At 65.4% G+C, this 24805-nt stretch carries 19 protein-coding genes and 1 pseudogene; 12 read left to right on the top strand and 8 right to left on the bottom strand.

Annotation, left to right across the window (positions count from 1 at the left end):
* Positions 1-96: 96 nt before the first annotated feature.
* Together BMY74_RS40770 and BMY74_RS40775 are read right to left on the bottom strand one after the other, a co-directional pair.
* Positions 97-867 carry a hypothetical protein gene (locus BMY74_RS40770; RefSeq protein ID WP_089926744.1) on the bottom strand — a complete coding sequence of 257 codons (771 nt, stop codon included), beginning with the start codon at positions 865-867 and terminating at the stop codon, positions 97-99.
* 41 nt (positions 868-908) lie between these two features.
* Complete coding sequence (locus BMY74_RS40775) at positions 909-1259, bottom strand: histone-like nucleoid-structuring protein Lsr2 (protein ID WP_089926849.1); 351 nt, start codon at positions 1257-1259, stop codon at positions 909-911.
* Positions 1260-1872: 613 nt separating this feature from the next.
* Here BMY74_RS40775 and BMY74_RS40780 point away from each other — a divergent pair.
* The 4 genes from BMY74_RS40780 to BMY74_RS40790 all read left to right on the top strand — a co-directional run bounded on the left by BMY74_RS40780 (position 1873) and on the right by BMY74_RS40790 (position 7378).
* On the top strand, positions 1873-4530 hold the full coding sequence (locus tag BMY74_RS40780) for an NACHT domain-containing protein (RefSeq protein WP_143091922.1): 2658 nt from the start codon (positions 1873-1875) through the stop codon (positions 4528-4530).
* A gap of 132 nt (positions 4531-4662) precedes the next feature.
* On the top strand, positions 4663-6690 hold the full coding sequence (locus BMY74_RS40785) for a hypothetical protein (RefSeq protein WP_143091923.1): 2028 nt from the start codon (positions 4663-4665) through the stop codon (positions 6688-6690).
* Positions 6691-6807: 117 nt separating this feature from the next.
* Positions 6808-6933 carry a hypothetical protein gene (locus BMY74_RS46760; RefSeq protein WP_281245050.1) on the top strand — a complete coding sequence of 42 codons (126 nt, stop codon included), beginning with the start codon at positions 6808-6810 and terminating at the stop codon, positions 6931-6933.
* Between the two features lie 166 nt (positions 6934-7099).
* Positions 7100-7378 (top strand): WS/DGAT domain-containing protein, encoded by a 279-nt coding sequence (locus BMY74_RS40790; RefSeq protein ID WP_177230179.1) that lies wholly within the window; start codon positions 7100-7102, stop codon positions 7376-7378.
* 5 nt (positions 7379-7383) lie between these two features.
* Here the strand turns inward: BMY74_RS40790 and BMY74_RS40795 are convergent, their stop codons facing one another.
* Positions 7384-11091 carry a toll/interleukin-1 receptor domain-containing protein gene (locus BMY74_RS40795; RefSeq protein ID WP_143091924.1) on the bottom strand — a complete coding sequence of 1236 codons (3708 nt, stop codon included), beginning with the start codon at positions 11089-11091 and terminating at the stop codon, positions 7384-7386.
* Between the two features lie 598 nt (positions 11092-11689).
* On the opposite strand from BMY74_RS40795, the gene BMY74_RS40800 reads away from it, so the two are divergent.
* The 3 genes and pseudogenes from BMY74_RS40800 (at position 11690) to BMY74_RS46920 (ending at position 13563) form a co-directional block, all read left to right on the top strand.
* Positions 11690-12492, top strand: a protein-coding gene (locus BMY74_RS40800; protein ID WP_425434899.1) for an IS5 family transposase whose coding sequence is annotated in 2 segments (ribosomal slippage) — positions 11690-12035 and positions 12035-12492 — 804 coding nt in all. Because the reading frame shifts where the segments join, the coding sequence is not laid out codon by codon here.
* A gap of 15 nt (positions 12493-12507) precedes the next feature.
* A pseudogene (locus tag BMY74_RS46915) lies at positions 12508-12591 on the top strand (hypothetical protein); the annotation flags it as partial.
* A complete protein-coding gene (locus BMY74_RS46920) occupies positions 12589-13563 on the top strand; it encodes a WD40 repeat domain-containing protein (RefSeq protein ID WP_342718431.1) in 975 nt (324 codons plus the stop codon). The pseudogene BMY74_RS46915 and the gene BMY74_RS46920, both read left to right, overlap by 3 nt.
* Before the next feature lie 126 nt (positions 13564-13689).
* Here BMY74_RS46920 and BMY74_RS40810 read toward each other — a convergent pair whose 3' ends face one another.
* Entirely contained in the window at positions 13690-13890 is a 201-nt protein-coding gene (locus BMY74_RS40810; protein ID WP_245786674.1) for a transposase, read from the bottom strand.
* Here BMY74_RS40810 and BMY74_RS45510 point away from each other — a divergent pair.
* The 5 genes from BMY74_RS45510 (at position 13867) to BMY74_RS40830 (ending at position 20447) form a co-directional block, all read left to right on the top strand.
* A complete protein-coding gene (locus BMY74_RS45510; RefSeq protein ID WP_177230169.1) occupies positions 13867-14190 on the top strand; it encodes a hypothetical protein in 324 nt (107 codons plus the stop codon). The genes BMY74_RS40810 and BMY74_RS45510 overlap by 24 nt on opposite strands.
* Before the next feature lie 719 nt (positions 14191-14909).
* A complete protein-coding gene (gene ispH, locus BMY74_RS40815) occupies positions 14910-15866 on the top strand; it encodes a 4-hydroxy-3-methylbut-2-enyl diphosphate reductase (RefSeq protein WP_089926767.1) in 957 nt (318 codons plus the stop codon).
* Positions 15867-15868: 2 nt separating this feature from the next.
* The gene (locus BMY74_RS40820; RefSeq protein WP_089926769.1) at positions 15869-17653 is read left to right on the top strand and encodes a 1-deoxy-D-xylulose-5-phosphate synthase; all 1785 of its coding nucleotides are present in this window, start codon (positions 15869-15871) and stop codon (positions 17651-17653) included.
* Positions 17650-18747: a flavodoxin-dependent (E)-4-hydroxy-3-methylbut-2-enyl-diphosphate synthase gene (ispG, locus tag BMY74_RS40825; protein ID WP_089926772.1), complete on the top strand. Its 1098-nt coding sequence runs from the start codon at positions 17650-17652 to the stop codon at positions 18745-18747. The genes BMY74_RS40820 and ispG overlap by 4 nt, the downstream gene beginning before the upstream one ends.
* A 185-nt stretch (positions 18748-18932) precedes the next feature.
* Positions 18933-20447 (top strand): MFS transporter, encoded by a 1515-nt coding sequence (locus BMY74_RS40830; RefSeq protein WP_245786672.1) that lies wholly within the window; start codon positions 18933-18935, stop codon positions 20445-20447.
* A 184-nt stretch (positions 20448-20631) separates the two neighbouring features.
* Here BMY74_RS40830 and BMY74_RS40835 read toward each other — a convergent pair whose 3' ends face one another.
* The 4 genes from BMY74_RS40835 to BMY74_RS40850 form a co-directional block, all read right to left on the bottom strand.
* Positions 20632-21402 carry a squalene/phytoene synthase family protein gene (locus tag BMY74_RS40835; RefSeq protein ID WP_089926775.1) on the bottom strand — a complete coding sequence of 257 codons (771 nt, stop codon included), beginning with the start codon at positions 21400-21402 and terminating at the stop codon, positions 20632-20634.
* Positions 21399-22418, bottom strand: coding sequence for a terpene synthase family protein (locus BMY74_RS40840; protein WP_143091925.1), 1020 nt, complete (start codon positions 22416-22418; stop codon positions 21399-21401). The genes BMY74_RS40835 and BMY74_RS40840 overlap by 4 nt, the downstream gene beginning before the upstream one ends.
* A gap of 473 nt (positions 22419-22891) precedes the next feature.
* A complete protein-coding gene (locus BMY74_RS40845) occupies positions 22892-23308 on the bottom strand; it encodes an integrase core domain-containing protein (RefSeq protein WP_089926782.1) in 417 nt (138 codons plus the stop codon).
* A gap of 315 nt (positions 23309-23623) precedes the next feature.
* A complete protein-coding gene (locus BMY74_RS40850; protein WP_089926784.1) occupies positions 23624-24799 on the bottom strand; it encodes a recombinase family protein in 1176 nt (391 codons plus the stop codon).
* Between the last annotated feature and the right edge of the window lie 6 nt (positions 24800-24805).

Consider the following 24805-nt stretch of genomic DNA (forward strand, 5'->3'; position numbering starts at 1 on the left):
TACTTCCGCGGAAAGTCGCTCGACTTCAAAAACGCACCGTACTTGTTGATCAATCCGCTAAACACTCGCCGACGACGTACGGATCTACAGCCTGGGTCAATTCTGCGCCTTGTCCGGCGTTTCCTCCCTGCCCGACTGCTCGACCTGCAACCGCTCGGCGACCTTGGCTACAAGGTCTTCGAGTGTCCTTGGACCCGAACGGTCGAGCTCGGCACCCGCTGTGACAGGTTCGTCGGGCCGTTCACTTGGCACGAAGATCGACGGAAGCGGCGGCCATCGCAGCGTGGCCATCATCGCCACCACGTCATGCTGGCCGATGGCCTGCGGTTCAACCGCGGCGCACCGTTCAAGAAGTGCCTTCAACTCCGCAACTACCGGAGCGAACGCCATCCGGTCGTGACCCGCGATGATCTCGCCGGTCTCAAGATCCACGGCGCGAAACGGCGCTGGGAGGCGCGTGAAGTCCTCTGCCTGGGCCGCTGTCCAGGACTCTGAAATCTCCTGGTCGCGCACCAGGTCATCAATACGTTCGTCGAAGTGCTCGGCAGAGTTACGGACATCCCTGTCCGGCAACACCGAAGAGTCAGCGATGCCAAGTTCGACGCGCAACCTTTCGCCGCGAAACTTGCGCCATCGTGACTCGCGGTTGTCCCTGTCGCTCCGCACCGGCCACAGCAGCTTGCTCACGTTCGCGGTGGCGGTAAGGAACGCTTGGACGGCCGGCCACGCTTCCGAACGGTCTCTTACCTCGGCAGCTTCCAGCGCTTGGTCAAGAGCAGCCAAGGCGTACGCCGACTGCCGAACCACTTCGGCTATATAGAAGGTTCTCGCGCCTGCATCCCAGCGCTGATCCCAGTCCTCAGCCATGCCAGGTCAACGGTTCGGCGGTGCAAGCTGCATGGCGACGATCACCGGTGCGCCTTCTCGAACTCCTCGATGATGTGCGCCGGGATACGCCCGCGGTCGGACAGTTCGTGGCCGTTGGCCTTCGCCCATTGACGGATGGCCTGGGGCTGTTCCTTGGTGCGAGCCTCTCCGACAACACGCCGGCTGGTGGTTGACCCACGCCTCGCCCATCCGCCGCTCCGACGAGCACTCGCTACGAAGTCAGCCAGGCTGTCACGCAATTTGGATGCGTTTTTCTGCTTCAGGTCGATTTCATATATCACGCCGTCAAGCGCGAAGTTCACCGTCTCGACGTCTTCGGCCGCAGTACCGTCGAGGTCGTCGATGAGCTGGACGAGGACCTTCTGTGCCATGACACTGAGCCTCACGAATCCTTGCGCGCTTTAGGTCTCCGCGACAATAGCAAAGCATCCGCCCAAACGCTGTGTGCCCGGTCGGCGGCCGGTAGGCTGAGGCCGCGCCCGCGGGGCGTGCCGCGCCAGAGGATGATCGTTGGTGTGGCGCTGAGCTGGCTCGAGTTCGGCTGATCCGGACGCCCTCAGCACCTGCATCGTCGGCGCTCCCGCGCCAAGTCGGCGTCGACGCCTTAGCCGCTCGTGCCGCCCGCCTCTCCCGCAGGCAGGGCCAGAGGCGTCGGGTTCTATCAGGGCTGCTGGTCGTACTTACGGTAACGCCTGTGCGGGTTCGGCCGATCAGCCAACACACGGTCTGTTTGGGGAGGCTGAATGCGTCGTTACTCTTCATCTCCATCGCGGTGGCTGCGTCGAGTGGTCGTGAATCGTCCAACTTCTTATCGCTGCGATGGCTGGCCGGGCCCCTGGCTGAGTTGGGTGGTGTGGTCCCGGCTCGCCCACTGAAGTGGCCGGGGCCCTTGTTCTCGGTGGTCCATTAGGTCGGCCACGCCTATGCCAAACTGACCGAGCCAGAGGTTAATCCCCGAGACCCACTGTCAGTCTTCGTCGTCACATGGCGCTGTGCCTGGCCGGAAGGGACAAGGTTGTGGCTGGTCAGCATGACGATGCTGGAGGTGCCGCGTCCTCGGGAGGATCCCGGGCCGCTGGGGGCATCGGTTTTCAGGCGGAGGTCTTCGCCTGGTGGGCAGCTCTCGCGATATCCGACGGGGAGCCCGGTTTCGACTTACTTCCGGCACCCAGGGTGCTGGCTGTCGGCTGTGAGACGGGGTTCCCGGTCGATGATGTCGGAGTCGCACTGCACAACGGGGGCTTCATTCTCATCCAGGCCAAGCGCGGGATGCGTCGGCTCGATTCCAGCTCCAGCGATCTACGCAAGGCTATCGACCAATTGATCGACGCCTTCCGCGGTGGTCTACGCACCAGGGTGGAAGTGCGTGCCGTCGATCTAGCAAGAGATCGCCTGGTGGTTGCGACTGATACCTCATCCAGCGGCGCGTTCGATGATCTCGCGACCATTCTCGCCCGCCTTCGAGGCCATCCCGATACGCTGCCGCTGGAGAGTGCCGCCGGCACCGCAAAGCAGGTGGATGTCTGGAGGCGTTTCCTCGGCATCTTGGAACAGCGATGGGCCGAACTGGCGGGCACGGCACCCACACAGGAGGAGCTGCGCCGGTTCTGCCGCATCCTGGAGATTCATCGGCTCGACTTCACTGACACCGGGATCGATCGCAGACGGGCCCTCAGCCTGCTGGAATGCGCCGGTGCGACGGACGGATCCTTCGAACGGCTTATCCAGTTGGGGATCGCATTCGCTCATGAACGATCATGGCGGCTCACCCACCAGCTCAGAGCCGCACTCGACGTCCCGACCGAGTCCGGGGTCAGCACGCCTAACAGGCCGCGAGGACATGTCTCGTTCGAGTGGTTGCGTCATCGTCTAGACGAAGCCGTCGAAGACCTGGGCCCTCGCTACAACCGCGAGCTGACCGTCAAGGTGCCCGTAGGGCGGGTGACCGCAGGTTTCGCGCGCCTCGACGCCGCGTTGTCACCTCTACGCGTACAGCTGCGCCAAGCGCACGCCGCTCTCGGCCGAGCCGCCGCCAAGGAGTCCGGTGACCAGCGGCTCGCCGACCTGCTGACGGAATTGGCTGATCTGCGTAACTCGATTGACGCCCCGGCCGGTCCCGGCGTTCTGCCGGTCGATTCGTGGCGTTCCCGTTGCTCGGCGATGATCGAATCTCTCCGGCAGATCCCAAATGATCCTGCTATAGGCAGTCGCGAATCGTCGAAGTTCCGCGGCACTGTTGATTCGTGCTGGGATCACCTCGAACTGGCCGTCAGGTGGCTGAGGGGGCGGATCCCACAGGCGTGGAACGACTCGGTCCTGCTCATCACTGGAGAGCAGGGGCGAGGCAAAAGTCACCTCTTGGCTGACACGGCCCTCTCCTCCATACGTGACGGCCAGCCCGCCGTGCTGTTGCTGGGCCAACACTTCCTTCACACCAGCGACCCATGGACCCAGGCGATCGCCAACCTGCGGTGGCCCGGCACTGCCGAGGAGTTCCTCACCGCGCTCAACAGTCTTGCCAAGGCCGCGGGCCGCCGGGCACTTCTGATGGTCGATGCCCTCAACGAGGGCGAGGGCACGACGATGTGGTCCACACGATTGGCGGGCTTCCTGAGGCAGATACGCCGGTTCGACTGGATCGGCGTGGTCCTGACTGTGCGGACCATCGCCCGAGACGCCTGCGTTCCGGACAACGTCCGCGAGAACGCCGTGGTCGTCGACCATCGCGGGTTCGCCGACGTGGAGTTCGACGCCGTGCAGGAGTTCTTCCGCCACTACAAGCTCACCAGCCCCGCCACACCGCTCCTGCAACGGGAGTTCCGCGAACCGCTGTTCTTGGAGCTGTTCTGCCGCGCAGCACAACAACACTCACCCCTGTTGACCGGCGCCGCACCAGGTCTGAGCGCCGTTCTCGACACGTTCCTCACCACCAGGGACAAGGTGGTCTCCGAACGGCTCAACATTGACCCTCATGACCGTGTGGTGGTCACCGCCTGCCGTGAACTGGCCACGGCCATGCTCAGTCTGGGCAGGCGCTGGTTGAGCAGGCAAGAGGCCAAGCAGATCACCGAACGCGTGTGGCCGACAACCGGCGGGTTCTCCCGCTCATTGTTCCTGGCCTTGCTCACCGAGCGAGTGCTGATCCAGAGCTTCGTGGGTGCGCGAGAGGCGACGCCGGACGCACAGCCGGTGCAGTTCGCCTACGAGCGCCTCGCCGACCACGTGGTCGCCACCGTCCTCATTGACTCAACCCGTCACCACGGCCGCTACGACCACGACGAGCTGGCTCAAATCTCAGCAGGCCTGACCGCCGGCGACACCACACTCGACGCGCTCACCGTCCTGTTGCCCGAACGCGTCGGGATCGAGCTGATCGACCTGATCCACGCCGTGGCGCCGCACACGAGCAGCATGCTGTCCGACCGCGTGATCGCCTCGTTGCCACTGCGCGCGCCGAACGCGATCACCGCTACCGCAGCCGGACTGGTCGAAGAACGGCTACTGAGCGACGACCTCCAAGTAGCTCGAGCCGCCGCAAACGTCGCAGTGCCACTGGCATGTCTACCCGGCCACCGCCTCGACTACCGGTGGTTGCACGCGACGTTGACGGCGATGCCGATGTGGCGCCGCGACATGACCTGAACCGCCGCCACCGTCGGCCGACGAGGACAACCAAGTCCATACACCGGGCTGTTCATGTGGATTAACGCTGAGGACGAACCCATTCTGTCTCACCTCAGCCAAGAGTCGGCCTTCGCCAGTGCGATTACGCTCATGTGGGCGTTCACCAACTCCGATCGGTTCGTGCGCAACACCGCCACCCGCCGCCTGGTCAAAATTGCCTCCGTCCACCCGACCGTGCTGCCCGCGCTGATCCACCGTGCCGCAGAAGTGAACGACCTCTACGTCTTGGAGCGGGTCTGCGCGGCCGCCTACGGTGTCGCGCTACGCCGCCTACCCGACGCCGTGCTGCGCGACCTCGCGTCAGCGACCCTCGACACCGTGTTCGGCCAAGTCGAACCACCGGTCCACATTCTCATCCGCGACTACGCCCAAGGCGTCATCCGCCTCGCCCACCGACGCGGCCTGGTAAACGACACTGACTGGACTCGAGCAGCAGGCCCTTGGTCGAGCCCGTGGCCAGGTCGAGACATTCCCGACCAGGACGAGCTGGAACGCCTCTACCCGCTGTTCGCCGACGAGGAGCCGGCTCGAGAAGGCTCGCTTTGGGCCTCCATTCACCTCAGCGCCGGCGAAGGCGGCGATTTCGGCCGCTACATCGTCGGCACCAACCACCCTTACGGCTTTCCGTTCACCACCCGCCTACGCAGCGAACAGGAGCGGCATGCGGCACCCGGCGACGTCGGGGCGTCCGACGGCACCGAACCTTCTCGGCCCGGTCTTCTCCAGCAGTTCACCGATGCACTAGATGAGGACGACCCACTCCGCGCAACCTTCACCAACCTACTCACCCACGCGGAAGCCACAGCCGAAACCACATCGCGCCGACGACGCGACGACCCAATCGACGCGGACGCGGTGACCAGGTTCGTCATCCTCGGAGTCGCCGACCGCGGCTGGACACCTGAACGCTTCCGCGACCTCGACCGCGAGCTCTACGCCGAACAGTCCGTGGGACGCGCTCCCCACAAGCGCGAACGCATCGGCAAGAAGTACCAGTGGCAGGCATGGCACGAAGCCCTAGCCCGCCTCGCCGACACCCACCTACTCCAAGAACACCCGAAGCGCCAACCCGTTACGGCCGCGCGAATCTCCTCCACCCGAGACTTCGACCCCTCACACCTGCTCTCCGGCAACCCCGAGGACTCCGCCGCCGACGACTACCTCGATACCACCGCCTTTTGGTGGTTGCCGCTGCCCACTCCCGAGGCTCCTGACCTGTCCAGCTTCGACCTCCAGTGCGCCTGGGTCTCCGACCAAACGGCACTGCTGGACACCAGCCGACTCGTCACCATCCCCGGCAATGTGGTCGCGGCTTCACCAGCCGGCCGCACACTACAGTTGCGCGACCACGACGAATGGATACTGCTGGATGGCACCGTTGCCTGGTACTGGGACGCCGACGGCCCTGCGCAAAATCTGGCCAGTGAGGGGGTCTGGGCCGACCACGCCGCAGTGCACCACACCGTCCTGATCCGCCAGGCCGACGTCACCGGCATCCTCGCCTCCCCGCTGAAGGCATACGACCCGCACTACTACAACCACGGCTTTACCAACAGCGCGTTTCTCGGTGAGTATCCCGACCAACCCGCCTTTACCGACCTTCTTGACGACCGCGGACAACAGGACGGCTGGACCACCGACACCAACATTCCCGCACCAGTCCTACACACCACGGACCACTACACGTGGGAAGGCAGCAACTACGACTGCTCACTGACCAACGCGGTCTCCGTCTCCCTGCCCAGCGTCCACCTCCTTCGACTCCTCGCCCCCGACGCCTACGCCCGCGACGGCGCCATACGCGCTCCACACGGCGAAGTCATCGCATTCGCGCCCAACATCTTCGAACCCGGAGAACACGCCCTCCTCATCCGCGCCGACATCCTGCACACCAAGGTCACACAAGCCGACCTCGCTCTAGGCAGCGTCATCTACCAAGAACGCCGATCCGGCGATGCCCACAAACACGACCCCTGGCCCGGCTGGAACACCCGCACCAGCCTTCACATCCACCAGCCCACCTCTACAGGCTGGAACCTCACAGGATCACTCCAACACGACCATCAATACGCGCCACGTCCGCCGCACACACCAACGCCCAGCACCTCCGACGCCTGAAACGGGGGGACTGTAAAACGAGCGGCTCTGTCCATGATTGCGTGATCAACTGACTGTGCGCGGGATCAGGTGTGCGGCGACGGTTTGTGATCATGTTTGGTGTGTGATCGTCAGTGGTTGGACGCGCTCCTGCCGCACCTGGCGGGTGTGGTGGTCGAGCGGATCGAGCAGACCGCATCAGGCGTGCTGATCTGGGCGCGCGTCAAGGCGCAGGACGGTGTCTGCCCGTCCTGCAGCAGCTGATCCCGCCGGGTCCACAGTCGTTATGACCGTGGGCTGGCCGATGTCGCTGCGGCTGGTCAGCCTGTGGTGCTGCGATTACGGGTGCGCCGGTTCTTCTGCGACAACACCAGTTGTCCGGCCGCGACGTTCGCCGAGGTTGGACGCGCTCGGTGTGGCGGACTGGCTCATGGACCACCAACGCTTGCACACGTTCGTGACCAAGGTGCGCGGGCCCGACCAGGGCATACACCTGGGTGGCACGCCGGTCGTCGACCTCATCCCGTTGCCCGCCGCCACGGGCAACGGGACCGTGGCGTTCGCGGCGCTCTCGTACGCCGGCATGCTCACTGTCACCGTGGTCGCCGATCCCGACCGCGTGCCGGATCTGGACGTGCTCACCGAGGCACTCCAGGTCGAACTCGACCTCCTCGACACGAAACGGATCCCCGGAGAACCGCACAGCTGATGCCGTCAGAACTCGTCCTGGGTGTCCTCAGCATCGTTGTCGCCCTCCCCGCCGACGCGGTCGAACCGCTTCGCACACCTGACCAGCACGGCCGCAGCACCTGGCCATGCCGGAGCGATCAACTTCGCGTCGCGCTCCAGTTCGGACGCCCGTTGACGTTCCAGGATCCCGCCGTCGTATTCGGCGCGGAAAGTGGTGCCGTGGTTCGCGAACACGCCCGAGACGAATCCTGCCGCGAGTGCATCGTCGTCCTGCTGCTCATCTAGCAGGTCCCGGACCACCTCGGCCGGCCACACGCCGCCCGCACCGGCCGGAGCACCGGACAGATAGTGACCGACGATGGTGAGAGCCGTCCGACGGAGCCTGTCGTCCTCGTCTTCGAGAAGCCCCTCGACTTCGCGGAACCAGTCGGCGACCCGGTCAAGTTCCAGGTGCCCGTCCGGTCGCCATCGCCAGTCGCGCAACGCGCTGTAGGCGGCCACTTGGAAGACTGTCTGCTCGCCCCTGAACTCCGAGACGCGCACCAACTCCACGAACGCCTCCGGGAATCGTTCAGCCCGCGAGTAAAGAGCCTTCGTTTCCCGGTCTCGCAGCAGAAGAGGCCGGTAGGCGAGCTCGAGCAGCACCACGTCCGGTTCTTCTCCGACCACGCTCGTCAGGTGATCCAGGAGATCAGCGGCGTCGTGCAGTCCGAGTTGACCCGGTCGTTCCGCGACATCGTCCGACACAGCGGCCCACAACACCTTGGCAACGAGGTCAGAGGACGGGTTCCAGCGCGACTCCGCGCTTGACTCAAGCGCATACACCAACGAGCTGATCGCCGACCAGGCGCGACCGTGTGCGATCAGTTCCTCAACGAACCACGCGGTGTCCGACCTCGGGGGTGGCCACGCGGCAACCTCACGCCAGAAGATGTCGATGGCCTCCCTGTCCGCGATCTCGAGCAACTCGCGGACGTCGTGGGACCGCGACAAGGCGAGCAGGAACACGGCCTGGCCAGGTGCCGACCACGTGGTCATCCGCGTGCTCGTCGATCGCAGCCACGGGTCGCCGCCGATCGCAGCGCGGATCTCCACCCAGCGGCGCGCGAAATCCTCCAGTTGTCCACCATGGTCCAGAAGGAGGACAACCTCATCGAGGTAGCGATCTTCCGAGATTCGCGCCGTCAGCTCTCCAACGACGTCGGGACGCACGCTGCGACCGGCCAGATCGCACAACGCAGACAATCCCACGCTCACAGCCTCGTTCACCGCCGCCGACCGCAACGCCTCAAGTTCAGTGTCGTAGCCCTCCAGATCATGTATGTCGACACGCGCGAGCCGCGGCCGCCAGTCGAACAGCCACGCGTGTCGCTCCGCGAGATCCCGGGGTTCGATCCGTGCCGCGACCGCCCGCAGCACCTCCACCTCCGAGTCGGCGGTCAGACCGTGGTAGGCGAGTTGGAGGCGGACATGCCTATCGACCTCCTCCCACAGGCGTAACCGCACTGACTCTTCCAATATGTCCAGCTCCGCCGTGGTCAGCGCTTTCACCGCTTGACCGCGTATCGGCAGGTACATGTCGGCGAGCACGGGTACGACATCGACCCAGCGGTGTGGCTCGGTGTGTAGAATTGCCAGTACCCGTTCGCACAGACCGCCGAAAGCCGCGTCCTGTTCGGCGGGAACGGGTCCGGGTTCGTTCGGCAGCCAGTCGGCTCTGAACTCCGGTTCGTGGGTGCGGGGGTGCCAACGCCCAACCAGACCTGGGGCGCTCAGTTCCAGCAGGAGCTTCCACGCGAGTTCCGGGTGTTTTGTGCGCAGTCCGTCGAGCACCTGGAACCGGAACTCGAGCGTCGCCGACGTGTAGGCCCAGCCAGGCTGGAACACCCGGCGCAGAGTGTCGAGCGGCGAGCCTCCAATGCGTTCGTCGAACTCGGTGATCTGAGCGAGCCGCGCCAGCACGCGGACTGCCTGCGGCAGGTAGTCCGGCGTCCAGCACAGCGTTTCCAAGGCCCACAACAGGTACGTTCGCGGCCCGAAGAGCCCGGCACGGGCACCGCCATCTCTACCGAGCACCTGCGCCATGACCGGATTCGCGCCGGACAGCGACTTCGCGAGACCCGCGAGAAACTCTTCAGGTGCGGCTTCCGCCAGCAGCGGGAGCGTCTGCGAGGCCACCGCGTGCCATGTCGATCCGGTGCGATCGGCGTTGCACCGTGCGAGGAGTTCCCTCACGAGTTCGGCTGCGTGATCACGGGGCCTGTGCCCGCTCGCCAGCACCAGGTCACTGCGATCCCCGCCCATTAGGGCCGCAGCCACAGCAACGCCCTTCCTGAAGTCGTCAGAGCGGCCCTGGGCCGTGCCCAGCCTCTTGGCCTGCACCCACTGGCTCAGCGGAGCGTGAAGTAGCGGATCGACCTCGCTCAACACGCTGACCGCCATCGTGTGCCAACGACGCAGGATCGAAGTGGTGAGGCCAGCCCTTAGGGCAAGCCAGCCCATTTCGGGATCGGTCAGCTGCCATCGGGTTCCGGATCGGTGGAGGAGCGGTTCGCCTGATGTCGCCGCGCGTAAGGCGAACTCCTCTACCTCGCGCGTCTCCTTCAGCAGAAGTGCGGCCACGGTGTCCAGGTCGGAGTAGCCGTCACGGGTGGTCCAAGAGCCGGCCAGCACCAAGCCGTTCATGTTCTCTGTCGCCCACGGCGGCGCGGGCTCCCCCGGTGCGAGCGTCGTCCGCAGGACCGAAAGGCTGCGTCGCGCGAGCCCCGCACACCGGCGCGCTTGTTGGCTGGGAAGCCCCGAGCGCAGGAATTCCTCGTATGCCAGGTCGGCACGCAGCCGAGGCAACGTCACAACATCATCGCCTGTGTCGGACTCGTGGATGTTCTGCAGGACCAGGACGTGCATTCCCTGCGCAACAAGGCTTTGGACGTCAGCTCCGGTGGTGGCAACCACCACTAGAAGTGGCACCGGCAACCCGTGGCAGTACGCGGCACCTTGTTCGGACTCCACGACGACCGCGCGAACAGCTGTGCTCTCGGTGTCGAGCACACCCGCTACGAATGCGATCCCCTCTACAGCCGTTCTGCACCGAAGTGTCAGCTCGCCTGGCGGGCCTTCCAGCCACAGGCCGAGTGCGGCGACCTCCTCGGCTCGCCCGGCCAGCGGCAGCTCGACCGGGAGAGGCGGGCGTGTCGCCATGGACCAGCGGGACCACCACTGGTCCACGCCCTTCAACCCGTCTGCCGCGCCGATCCGGAGCTCGGGCTCCATTTCGAACAGCCTTTGCATCAGGTCGGCGAGTTGCGCGTCGACGTTCTTGGGAGTGATCACCCAGTCCTGCACGAGCGCAAGCCCTTTGATGTCATCGGGCAGCAGGAGGTCGCCCATTCGCGGCGCGTCGTCGAACCGCACCACGACCACGCGTTTTCCTCCAGCGAACGCGAGCCGCACTTCCCTGCGCACCCAGTCGTCCTCGTCATCAACCCGGCGTGTGCCGTCCTCGCGTACGCCCAGCCAGTCACGACCTGCGACCACGAGCACAACGCGCGAGCTCTCGACGGCCTCTACGAGCTCCGGCGGAAAGACCTCACCTGGGCCGATCGATCGGCTCGATCGAAAGATCTGGACGTCCCCGAACCGGGCACGAGCATGCCCGTCGACCGCCACCGCGGCCCACTGGCCGTCGTTCCCACGAAAGCTGATGAAAACGCATGTCCTGCTCGCCCGCATGGTGTTCGACACTATCCCGTCGCCGCACAGGCGCCTGGTCGTTCCATCGCGGCGCGGATCAGCAGTTCGTTGCCGCGGTTCTGTTGTGTGCGGGAGAGTGGCGCAGACCGACGGATCGGGCTGCAGCAGAGGTGTGTTGATGCGTCAGGCCGGGAGAACACGCGGATCCCCGCGCGATGGTCGGCGGGGTAGGCGCCCACCCGGACGGCGCCGAGCACAGGTACGAGGTGCGCACATTCGCGCCCGGCGCCGGTGTTCCCGAGGCCCCGGTCTGAGGCGGTATGAAGCTCGCATCGCCCAATGGCGCACCCGCACCCGCACTGTCACCGGCTCGTACCGGGTATCGCAAGGACGTCGGCTGGGCCGGGCGGGCGACATCACCATCACCGAAGACATCAACGGAACCGTCTGGGTCGGCGGCGCCACACAAGCTCTTCCGCAGGATCGCGGAAATCTAGCCCACCCCTAGACAGCAACGCCAGGTCGCGTAGTGGTGACCGCGACTCATCGGCTCGGCACGACCGGCCTTTAGTGCTCAGTTCAGAATGAGCTGGCGTGTCGGCTTTGCCTGCGGGACAGGACATTCCAAGATCACTGTGTGCGTGAGGAGGTCTTGACCGACGAGCTCTGGGCTCGGCTGGAACCGTTGATTCCGATGGCCCCGAGGCGTTTCCGCTATCCAGGTCGCAGGCGTGCCGACGACCGTGCTGCGCTGGAAGGCATCCTCTACGCGGTGCGCACGGGCATCGGCTGGAACCGGCTGCCCACCGCTCTGTTTGGTGCTTCGGGTTCGACCTGCTGGCGGCGGTTGACCGAGTGGCACGAGGCCGGCGTCTGGCAGCAACTACACGAGCGACTGCTCGCCGAACTGCGCGCCGCCGGGTTGCTGGACCTGTCCGCTGCTCTGGTCGACTCCACCCACCTGCGCGCCCTCAAAGGGGGGACCACACCGGGCCGAGCCCGGTCGACCGCCGCAAGCCCGGTTCCAAGCACCACCTGATCACCGACGCCACCGGCATCCCGCTGGCCGTCACCCTGACCGGCGGGCACCGCAACGACGTCACCCAGCTGATCCCGCTCATCGACGCCATCCCACCGATCTGCGGCGTGGTCGGCAAACCACGCCGCCGGCCACGGCGAATCTACGCCGACCGCGGCTACGACCATGACAAGTACCGGCGTATGGTCCGAGCCCGCGGCATCACGCCCGTCATTGCCCGCCGCGGCGTCGAACACGGCTCCGGCCTGGGCACTGTCCGCTGGCCGGTCGAACGCACCTTCGCCTGGCTCAAAGGCTTCCGGCGACTCCGCGTGCGCACCGAACGACGAGCCGACGTCCACCAAGCCATGCTCAGTCTTGCCTGCTCGATCATCTGCCTGCGCAAACTCATTCTGAACTGATCACTTAGCGGCCACACCAAACAGGTAGAAGCCGTGGCGATCGCAACGCTTCACGATGGCCGCACGCTTCTGTCTACCGCCAGCGCAGACAAGACGGTGCGCCTGTGGGACCTCGTCACCGACAATGCTGTCGGTGCCCCAGTCTCTGGCCACACCGAAACGGTGAGGGCGGTAGCCGAAATACCACTGTTCGACGGCCGCACTCTGCTTGCCACCGGTAGCGAGGATCAGACAGTACGCCTGTGGGACCCGGCCACAGGCCAGCCGGTAGGTGACCCGCTCACCGGCCACACCGGCTCGGTGAGGACGGTGACGGCGGTGCCATTGCCCAATGACCGCACCCTCCTCGCCACCGCCAGCGACGATCTAACAGTGCGCCTGTGGGACCCGCTCACCAGTCAGTCGGTAGGTGACCCGCTCATCGGCGATCCCAATTCGTGGATAAAGGTGACGGCGGTGCCAGTACCCGACGGCCGCACCCTCCTCGCCACCGCCAGCCACGATCTGACAGTGCTTCTGTGGGACCCGGCCACAGGTCAGCAGGTGGGCAAACTGCCGACCGGCCACACCGGCTCGGCGACGACGGTGACAGCGGTTCCAATACCCGACGGCCGCACCCTGGTTGCCACCTCCAGTCGCGATCAGACAGTGCACCTGTGGGACCCGCTCACCAGCCGACCGGTAGGTGCCCCACTCACCATCGACACCAGCATGGGGTCTTTCGTGGCTGCGGTGCCGGTGCCTGACGGCCGAACTCTGCTCGCCACCTCCGGTTGGGATCAGACAGTGCGCCTATGGGACCCGGCCACCGGTCTGCGCGTGGGAGACCGACTCACCGGCCACATCAGCTGGCTCGTGTCGGTGGTGTCGGTACCACTGCCCGATGGCCGCACGCTCGTCGCCACCGCCAGCCTCGACGGGACGGTGCGCCTATGGGACCCCGTCACCCAGGCACACCTGAAGTCGATAAAAGTAGCGACACCTGTACACGCGGTCGCGGCCTATCGTGAGGGCATGATCGCTGTCGCGATGGACGACGGATTCGCTGTGTTGTCGATCGGCCTGGTCTGAGGCTTAAAAACTGCCGAACAGCACGTCGTGGCCGCAGACTTTCGACCCGTTCTACCCCTCCTCGTCACTCTCGACTCGAGTGCGTGTGGGGTGCCGAAACCTCGACCTACGGGCCTGACCTGCGGATCAAGCAGCTGCAGGTTCGTACTCGTTGATCAAGCCGCCGAGCACTCGCCGACGACGTACAGATCTACAACCTGGCCCTGCGAAGGGGCGATCCGGTTGCGGCGGAGTGTGGTCCCGCGCTCTGTGTGGCCGTCGGTGGTTGTAGTGGGACACGTAGCGGTACAGCACTGATTTCAGGTGACGCTCGTTGATGATGAGCAGCCGGTCTGTGAGCTCTCGCCGTACGGTGCCGACGAACCGCTCGGCGTAGCCTCCGTCTCGATCGGCGGCCCTTCGAGGTCGTGCTCTCTGAGCGAAGCCTTTGACCAAGCACAGCCCGTCGATGTCGACTGGATCGGCCTCGACGCTGCTGGGCTCGGCGAACGGACCACCGGCGTCAGTGCGGCGAACGTCGGCCAGGGCGGTCTTTCACCATCGCGTCGTCCAGCTGTGCGGAAACTTCTGCCGGTCGTCACGACGATCGCGGCGAAGTCGCGCAGCTCTTCTTTGGTGTGCTCTTGACCATCTCTTTCAGTGCGACGCCGTCATCGACAGATCACCGATCCGAGTGATCTCCACATCCAGATGGAGCAGCAGACCGCACGTTCAAACGGAGATGATCATTCCCCGATTTCGATCAAAATCTGCATACATCACGTCATGCTCGCACCAGTACATGATCAGCTGGTTGGGTCGGTCAGCTCAGTCGATCCACAGGGAGTCAGGCCGCTTCAATCACTTATAGATCAAGATTCGCCCTTGATCGAAACAACTTGCAAACCTGGGCACTCAGTGTCGCTCATCGCGAGATAAACACACTTTCGTGTGCTACCTCTTACCGACTGCACCGGGTTATGCTGTACGCGAAGCGCGTTGAGAAAGCAGCGCATGATCTCCCGGAGTCATTCACTTTACGCAAAAGCGTTGAGGCAACCGAGTGATGTTGATCATTGCTTTGATCTTTCCGTGCGTCTGGTCGCCGGTCGATCACGGCAGGGCGGACAGTGAGCGAGTATTGCCGGCATCTCCTAGCGAGCCGGGCTGAAGATTCCGCCGCTCACTGTTACCTGCTTGCGAATCCGCAATAGTGAGCATATTTCGCGTCGAGCTGATGATCAAGTAATCGCTTTACCGGTGGCGTGCTGGTCAATAGAGGATCATCCGCGCGCTGATGACTGCCCCCAAGTGCGCGTTCACCCACGCGGTACGGGGCCTTCCTTACAGTTTCAAGGAGTTTAACCATGTCCGTCACCGTTCCGCGCAAAGTCGTCCTGGCGGGACCTCGATCGTTCTGCGCAGGTGTCGAGCGGGCGATCGAGATCGTCGAGCGCGTCGTCGAACAGCGTTCCGGGGCGCCGGTTTTCGTGCGAAAGCAGATCGTGCACAACGCGCACGTCGTCGCTGATCTTGAAGGGCGGGGCGTGGTGTTTGTCGATGAGCTCGATCAGATTCCCGAGCCGCCTCCGCAGGGAGCGGTGGTGGTGTTGTCCGCGCACGGTGTCGCTCCCGCTGTGCGGGCCGAAGCCGCGCGGCGCGGACTGGAAGTGGTCGACGCGACCTGTCCGCTGGTGGCGAAGGTCCACGGTGAGGCCCGTCGGCTGATCCGCAACGGTGTGCAGGTGGTGCTGGTGGGACATGCGGGCCACGAGGAGGTCGACGGCACCCTCGGTCATGCTCCGCCGGACGCGATCAAGCTCGTCCAGTCCGCACAGGATGTCGGCGCCGTGGACATCGCGGACGGAGGTCGGGTGGCCTACCTGACCCAGACCACGCTGGCGGTGGACGAGACCTCCGAGATCGTTGATGGCCTGCGGGCCAGGTATCCGAACCTGGTCGGTCCGCCTAGCGACGACATCTGTTACGCCACGACGAATCGGCAGCAGGCAGTGGCCGCGATCGCGGCCGAGGCGGACCTGGTGCTGGTGGTCGGGTCGGCGAACTCGTCGAACTCGGTGCGGCTGGTCGAGGTCGCTCGCCGCGCCGGCGCGCAGGCTCATCTGATCGAGGACGTCACCGAGATACGCCCGGAGTGGTTGGCGGACGCGGCGTCCATCGGGCTGACCGCGGGGGCATCGGCGCCCCAGCACCTGGTCAACGAGGTCGTCGAGTTCCTGCGGGCGCAGGGGCCCGTCACCGTCACCGAGCGGACGGTCACCACGGAAACGATTCGATTCGGGCTTCCGGCCCAGGTTAGGTGAACATGAACAACCTGAACGACTTCTCGCGGACCGCTCTGCTCCGGCTGGACGACCGCGAACTCAACGAGTTGGCCTCGCGGATGCGCCAGTTCCTCGTGGACTCCGTCGCTGCGACGGGCGGGCATCTGGGTGCTGCCCTCGGCACGGTCGAACTGACCATCGCCCTGCACCGGGTGTTCGACTCACCGCGCGACGTTATGGTGTTCGACACCGGTCACCAGTGCTACGCCCACAAGATCCTGACCGATCGTGCCGCCGGGTTCTCCACGCTGCGCCAGTCAGGCGGACTCTCGGGCTATCCCAGCCGAGCCGAGTCGGTACACGACTGGGTGGAGAACTCCCACGCGTCGGTCAGCCTCGCCTGGGCGGACGGGATCGCCAAGGCGATCGCCCGCGACAGCTCCTCCGGCCGCAGGGTGGTCGCCGTCATCGGCGACGGCGCGCTCACAGGCGGAGTGGCCTGGGAAGGCTTGAACAACCTCGCCACAGCCGGGCATCCGGTGATCGTGGTGATCAACGACAACAGCCGCTCGTACGACCCCACCGTCGGCGGCCTCTCCGTGCACCTCGACCGGCTGCGCCGCGGGGACACCACGGCGGGAAACCTGTTCGAGTCACTGGGTTTCGCCTACCTCGGTCCGGTGGACGGGCATGACATCGGCGCAATTTCCGCCGTGTTGCGCGAGGCCACCGCTACCGGACGGGCCGTGGTGGTGCACTGCGTGACCGCCAAGGGACACGGCTACCCACCTGCCGAGTCCGATGAGGACGATCGGATGCACGCGTGCGGCGTGATCGATCCCGCGACCGGGTTCCCTTCCCGTCCTAACAAAAGGATGTGGACCGACGTCTTCGGAGCCGAGCTCGACGCTGTGGCCAGGACCCGTCCTGACGTGGTGGCGCTGACGGCGGCGATGCGGCTGCCCACCGGCTTGGGCGCGCTCTCCCAGGCGCGGCCCGACGCGGTGATCGACTCCGGCATCGCCGAACAACACGTGCTGGCGTCCGCAGCCGGACTGGCCACCGGCGGAGCGCATCCGGTGGTCGCCCTGTACTCGACGTTCCTGCACCGCGCCTTCGACCAGCTCCTGCTCGACGTCGCCCTGCACCGACTCCCGGTGACCGTCGTGCTCGACCGGGCCGGGATCACCGGGCCGGACGGCCCGTCGCACCACGGCATGTGGGACCTCGCCCTGCTCGCCGCCGTGCCCGGCATGCGCATCGCCTGTCCACGCGATCCGCAGCGGCTGCGCGAGCTATTGCGCGAAGCCCTCGACGTCAAGGGGCCGACTGCGTTGCGCTACCCCAAAGCTGTCGTCGGCGAGGACATGACCGCACTGGCGCAGATGAGCGGCCTGGACGTGCTGTACCGCAGCCGCAACCTCCCGCTGAACGTGCTGCTGGTATCGATAGGTGCGCTGGCGCCGGAGTGTCTGCTGGCGGCGGAGTCTCTCACCGGCGAGGGCATCGGGGTCACCGTGGTCGACCCACGGTGGATCTGGCCGATCAACCCCGCGCTGGTCGCGATGGCCGCCCGGCACCAGTTCATCGTGACCGTGGAGGACGGCATCGCCGAGGGCGGCGTCGGAACCCGTATGGCGCAGGCCATCACCACCACCCGCACTCACGTCCTCGGACTGCCCACCGATTTCCTCGCGCACGCTGGCCGCGAGGAGTTGCTGAGCCAGACCGGTCTGACCGGCGCCGCCATCGCCGAAACCTGTCGGCGGCTGGTGGCCGAGCAGACCACGCCCGCCGGCACCGCACTGTCCGGGAGTCTTCGATGAGCATCGATCAGCAGCTGCTGCGGCGTCCCAGCCGCCGGCTTCAGGTGGGAACGGTCGCGGTGGGCGACGGAGCCCCGGTCAGCGTCCAGTCGATGACCACCACGGTCACCGTCGATGTCGACGCGACGTTGCGGCAGATCGCCGAGCTGACCGCAGCTGGGTGCGACATCGTCCGCGTCGCTGTGCCCTCCCAGGACGACGCCGACGCTCTGCCCGCCATCACCGCGAAGTCTCCGATCCCGGTCATCGCCGACATCCACTTCCAGCCGAAGTACGTCTTCGCCGCGCTCGACGCCGGGTGCGCCGGCGTGCGGGTCAACCCCGGCAACATCAAGCGCTTCGACGACAAGGTGGGCGAGATCGCCCAGGCCGCGGCGCAAGCCGGGGTGCCGATCCGGATCGGGGTCAACGCCGGTTCCCTGGACCAGCGGCTGCTGGCCAAGCACGGCCGTGTCACCCCGGAGGCGCTGGTGGAGTCGGCGTTGTGGGAGTGCTCGTTGTTCGAGGAGCACGGCTTCGGCGACATCAAGATCTCCGTCAAGCACCACGATCCACTCGTCGTGATCGCCGCCTACCGTCTGCTCGCCGCGAAGTGCGACTACCCGCTGCACCTGGGCGTCACCGAGGCCGGCCCGCCACCGCAGGGCACCATCAAGTCCGCGGTCGCGTTCGGTGTCCTGCTCTCCGAGGGCATCGGCGACACCATCCGCGTCTCCCTGTCAGCGCCACCGGTCCAGGAGGTGATCGAGGGTGCGCACGTCTTGGCGAGCTTGGGACTGCGGCCGAGGCGGCTGGAGATCGTGTCGTGTCCTGGCTGTGGCCGTCTGCAGGTCGACCTCTACCGGCTGACCGAACAGGTCCAGGCCGCGTTCGACGGGTTCCCGCACCCGCTGCGAGTGGCGGTCATGGGCTGTGTGGTCAACGGTCCCGGCGAGGCACGCGAAGCCGACCTCGGTGTCTCGGCGGGCAACGGCAAGGGCCAGATCTTCGTCAAGGGCGAGATCGTCGACACCGTCGCCGAACACCTGATCGTCGAGACCCTCCTCGAACACGCTCTCGCGCTCACCACGGCAGGCCAGCCCGCGCCCGCCTGACTCAGCCCCCGCAACCACCGAAAACCGCTGCAGTACAAGGCAGATTCACCATAACTCGTGACAGGAGCGCGTGCATGGAACAGAACGAGAACTCACTAGGTCGTCCGACGAAACCGTGCCCACCGCGGCACGCGGCGGGAAATCATGACGCCGCCGGGTTCGTGAAACGCTCGTAGCCTCGATCCGTGCGCACAGAACTGAAGCCTGTCGAGCTGTCCGCGGCCCTCCGGACGTGGACCGTCGTGTTGATGTGCACGGCCGTGGGCCTCGTGATCGCGATGGTTACGATCGTCAACGCCGCACTGCCCGCGATCGGCGCGGACACCGGGGCAAGTCAGGCCGAGCAGACCTGGATCGTCGACGTCTACACACTGGTGCTGGCCGCGCTCGTGCTAGCCGCTGGAGCGCTAGGCGACCGGCACGGACGGCGCGGTGTCCTCGTGGCCGGTCTGATCGTCTTCGCTCTGGGGAGCGCGGCGCCGATGTTCGTCGAGACACCGGCGTGGCTGATCAGCACCCGAGCGGTCACCGGACTCGGTGCCGCGATGATCATGCCCGCCACGCTGTCGATCATCAACGCCAGCTTCCCGCCTCAGCGGCGAGGGCGGGCCATCGGCCTGTGGGCGGCTGTGGCGGGCCTCGGTGGCCTGGGTGGGCTCGTGCTCGCCGGGATGCTGTTGCAGCACTTCTCGTGGCGCTCGGTGTTCCTGGCTCCCGCGGTTATCTCTGTGGCTCTGGCGGTTGCGAGCCTCACCGTGCCGACATCACACGACCGCGACCCGCGCGCGTTCGACATCATCGGCGCTGTGCTGAGTGCGGCGGCGATCGGCACCCTTGTGTTCGGTGTCCTGCGCGTGGCCGACCTCGGCTGGGACCACGGCCTGGTGCTCGGGTCGATCGCGGGCGGTCTCGTGCTCTTCGGGCTGTTCGTAATGGTGGAACTGCGATCGACCGCACCGCTGCTGGACATGCGCCTGTTCCGCAACGCCGCGTTCGCGACCGGCTCGATCTCGGTGACGGTCCAGTTCACCGCGGGGTTCGGCATGTTCTTCGCCCTCGCGCAGTACCTGCAACTGGTGCAGGGTTACTCGGCGCTGAAGTCCGGACTGGCGCTGTGGCCCATCGCGGTGACGTTGTTCCCGCTCTCACTGCTGTCAGCACCGCTCGTCCGCCGCTTCGGACTGCGCACGGTGACCTGCGCGGGCCTAGCCGTCGTCATCGCCGGAATGGTGCTGATCGGTCAACTCGACGCGAACAGCAACTACCTCTCACTCGCCGTCGCCGTCTGCGTCCTCGGAGCAGGCATCGGCGTGACGGCCCCGGCCGCCACGAGCGCGATCCTCGACAACGTCCCACCGGCTCAGTACGGCGTCGCCTCCGCGGTCAACGACGCTACCCGCGAAATCGGCGCTGCACTGGGCATCGCGCTCGTCGGCAGCGTGCTCTCAGCCGTCTACAGCGATTCGGTCACCTCGGCCGCCGCACAGCTCCCGCCCGACGCGCGAGAAGCCGCCGAAGAGTCCCTCGTCGGCGCGCTGGTCGTCGCATCGAATTCAGGCCCGGCAGGGCAAGCTCTCATGACAGCCGCGCGACTGTCCTTCGTGGACGGAATGCGAATCAGTATGTTCGTGCTGGCCGCGGTCGTGCTGGCCGGCATCGCAGCCACCACGCTGCTGGGCAACCAGAAACGCCTTTCCTGACCGGACCGGGTCCCGGTCACCCGAGCGGAATGCTTTCTGCCACCAAAGCCTTTCAGTGATCGTTGCGACGAGATGCGTCGAGGTGATCGGCCAACACAGAAGCCGGCCACTCGACCCCGCTGCTTTCTCCCGCTCGTGTGCGGAACGGCACCGATTGCCGCCTCGCACACGAGCGTGGGAGGGTTCAACGCGCGTAGCTGGTCTGCGGCAGCTTCGCCAGCTTGCTGAGGTACAACTGCAGGGGTGGGCCGAAGAAGCGGCGGGCCGGGCTGGTGTCGGGCATGGCCGCGACGTAGGCCCGCGCGCCGTCGAGGTTGCTCTGGATGTAGCCGAGCATCTCAGCCTCGTGCCAGCCCGCCGGCCAGTAGTTCACCCCGCGCGCGAGATCGGTCTCGCGGTCGAGATAGATGTTGCCCGCTTGCAGGGCCCGGCCGTAGTGCAGCCCGTCGATGCGGTCGGTGTCGGTTCCGTCGTACCAGGACCAGAGATCGCTGTACGTCATCACGACACAACCGGACACGGCGTAGGTGTAGCGGTTGAGGTCCTGCTCGGTACGGATGGTCACGCCAGGCCGGCACCAGGAAGCCATGCGGGCGGCCATGACCGCGACGGTGTCCAGCGCCCGAGGCCGGATCCCGGCCGGGATCAAGGCGGCCCACTCGGCCATGCGCAATGTGACGTCGGGAAGACTTTCCCGGTGCGGAGCGAACACGTGATCCAAGCGGGGACGGGTGAGAGACTCCTCCAGCGTCCGTGCCACACCTTCCAGCAGAACGCTCCGGTCCTGCGCGCTGAGGTCCGGGTGATCCTCGATCTCGTCGGTGGCGCGCAGGCACAGGTAGGTCCCCGCAGTCGCTTCGAGCAGTCCTGGCGGCATGGACACAGTTGGTTCGTACCAAGTGGTGGAGTAGCGGCGCAGCATCCGCAGCGCCTCGTCCTGCTCGTGCGCGCTCATGCCGCGTCCCGCACGGGAAGGTGATCCCACCACCAGGCGATCGACGAGATGTCCGGAGGCACGTGGACGTCCGGGGGCGCTGTAGTGGTGATGGTCAGGGACTCTCCGACCGTCGTGTCCGCGTACCGCGGGGAGTTCAGGTGCCACGGCACAAACGCGCCTTGCTTGCGCAGCAGGAGACGTACATAGCCGCACAGCCCAGGGCTTCCCTCGCGCAACAGCACATGCGAGAGCTCGTCCACGACGTAGTAGGCCTTGTTGATTATTGCCACCGCGTCGTCAAAGGCTTTCCGCGTATCACTGCCGGAACGGGCGGCCAGCACAGCGACCACGTTGTTTTGGTGGCCCTCCCGGATGTCCTTCGTATAGGCGCAGACGTCGTTGACCCAGCCGACCGCGAGATGGACGGCCTGAGCGAACGCACGCACCTGCGGACTGTGGTACTCATCCTCGGGAATGTCCATCCCGGTGACGAACTCCGCCACTGCCGAGAATCCAGGCATACCTGAAGTCATCTCACGTATGAAGGTGTGAACCTCAACCGACGGCGGTTGCGGCGCCGCGTCCACCAGGTGCTGGGCGACCAGCGAGGAAAAATACTCCTGATGTGCGGCCCTCAAACGCTGCCGTTGCACAGGAGTTGCCATCGTCAGCAACGTACTGGTGTTCTGCCGCAACGCGGCGACGATCGGCATGTCTGGCACGGATGAGGCCGGGTTGTCCCATATCCGTCGGCACACGGAGGCTATGACCGTGGCCTGCTCGATCGGTGCTGCTTCGATAACGTCATCGATGAGGAAGTTCACCAAGGACCACCTGGTGAGGACCTCGATCCGTTCAGAAAGAGCCGATGCCGCCGAGAACGCGAACATCGCGGCGACTCGTGAGCCTGAGACTGCTTCCAGCCGATCAGGTGCCAGTTCGCAGTGCAGGGAAAGCCACTCCGCGGCCTCCCGGTCGTACTCGTCGTGCCCGATGTCAGCGTGAACGGGAAAGGGGAAGTACAACTCGGCCACGGTCACCACCGTCCCAGATGGACCATAACTTGGGCGTTGCGCATGGTCAGCCTCCAGGCTGCGTTGCGGCTCAACAGATCGCGGCGCGCCAGGTACGAACCTTCTGGAGTGCGTGCGCCGAACACCAAAAATGCTCCGCCGGGTTTGGTCTGCGGGCAATCGCTGAACAGGTGGCTATGCAACCTCGATTCGGACACAAACCGTTACCTCAGGGCACTTACAACCCCCGATCGATGTCACGTCAGCCCTGCACAGATCGACAGATCCGGAGCTGCATCCCGGCCAAGACGGCCGCGTCCTCGGCATTACAGCGACCCAAGAAGATCTTGACACCCCGAATGATCAGCGGCGTGGTGAACTCGAACTCCCAGGCGCACCGCCTGCAGAGGAATTTGGCCACTCATGCCTTCCGGGCACTGTTGTGCGATACCTTGTGGGGTGTCAAAACCAGGCCCGGCGGTCTGACCTGCGCTTCAGGCCGCCGCAGGTCCGTACTCGTTGATCAAGCCGCCGAATACTCGCCGACGACGAACGGACCCACAACCTGACTCTATGAGCGGGTAATCGGGTCGTAGTGGGGCTTGCTCCCGCGCTCTGTGTGGCAGTCGGTGGTTGTAGTGAGCCACACAGCGGTTCAGCACTGACATCAGGTTCCGCCCGTTGATGATGAGCAGCCGGTTGATGAGCTCTCGCCTGACGGTGCCGACGAACCGTTCCGCGTAGCAGTTGGCCCGTGGACATCGCGGTGAGACCTTCACGACGTCGATGCCGGCGTCCGCGAGAACGGGATCGAACGACGTCGCGAACTGACCTTGCGGGTGCCGAAAACTACGTCCATGCAGGTCAAGACACATGGTAATACTCGCGGATGACTCAGTCGAGAAGATCATGTCGGTCTATGATGCGGCGTTCGATCTGAGCGGGTTCGCCAGGCTGAGGCCGGCCCCGCAGGGGTGCCGCGTCGGCGAGCAATCGGCGGGCTCGTTGCTCGCTGTAGTACCGCTCGTACTCACTCCGCGCCCAGCGCAGATGGGCCTGATTCCAGATAAGCGGGCGGCCGAAAAGGTCGCCGCGAAAGTTCTTGCTCCAGTCGATACAGATCAGCCCGAAAGATTGATTAGTGCAGACTGGCCCTCTATACTGAGTTCGAGCTATCCATTAGCGCATGAACACCCGAGCTGCGCAAGCGTGCTACGTATGGGAACTCAAGTCCCCCCTCGGACACGAGCGTTATTCACCCCCACGGGGTTGATGGAAACATCAGCTTCGTGGGGGTTTTGCTTGTACCGGACTTGCAGGTCTATCGCTTCGTACAGTTCTTCCAGTCTCGTCGGCGCGTGACCTCGCAGCGCCGCGCTGACGTCTCCTATCGAGTCGATCGCCGCGTAAATCTCGGCGACGTCCACCTCCACCGGTGCTGGGACGTTGTCCAGAGCCGCCCGTGACGCCAGCCTCTCCGCCTGTGCCTCGTTGATCACCTCGACCAGCGCCGCGGGGTCCACGCCGGCCATGATGGCGTTCTGGAACCTGGTCAGCTTGGCTTCCGCCTCAGCGAGCCGCTTCTTCGCAGCATCACGACCAATCTGGATGACAGGCTCTTGCGAATCCATCAACGCGGCAACGGTCCGATCGCGGTTCTTCCGATCGAAGACATGCCCCAGCCAGCCATTCACTGCGTCTTGCAGAGCGTCCTCTCTCAAATAGACCGCTCCGGGATGTGACGCGAGCACAGGAGATCCCGGAGCCAATGTGCGCGCCGGGCACCGGTAATACATCGCCTTCTTACGTGGGCTGCCCTCCATCTTCCGCCCACAGATGTCGCACCGGATACGACCGCGGAACAGGTAGCGGTGTTTGACCACCCGCCCGGACCGCTCCGTCTTCCGCGCGGTCCGCAGGCTGCCCTTCGACTTCCGCAGGAGCTGAGCCGCCGTGAAGTCCTCAATCTCCACGATCTTTGGATGCGCCGGATTGCGCGACCGGATCACCCGGTCTGGACTGGCCTTGCGGAACCGCACGACGTGACCGGCCGATACGTCGTCGGGATCGAGCAGCGTCTCGTACTTCGTGGAGCGCCCGAAGAACGCATAGCCGGTGTAACGAGGGTTCTCCAGGATCGCCCGCACGGTGCTGCCCTGCCAGCCGTCTCCAGGCCGATGTTTGTTCTGATCCGGTCGTCGCGCGGACGGACACGGAATCCTGTCCCGGTTGAGTCCGTTGGCGATGGCCCGGTCCCCCATGCCGCTCAAGTACTCGGCAAAGATGCGCTGGACGACCCATGCAGACTCGTCGTCGATCGCGAGCACCCGCAACCGGTAGCCCTCCGCTGACTTGCGCGGATTCGGATGCGGACCGCCGTCCTGTGACGCCCGGAAAGTCATCGCTGC

It is taken from the genome of Lentzea albida (assembly GCF_900111005.1).
Classification (GTDB): domain Bacteria; phylum Actinomycetota; class Actinomycetes; order Mycobacteriales; family Pseudonocardiaceae; genus Lentzea; species Lentzea albida.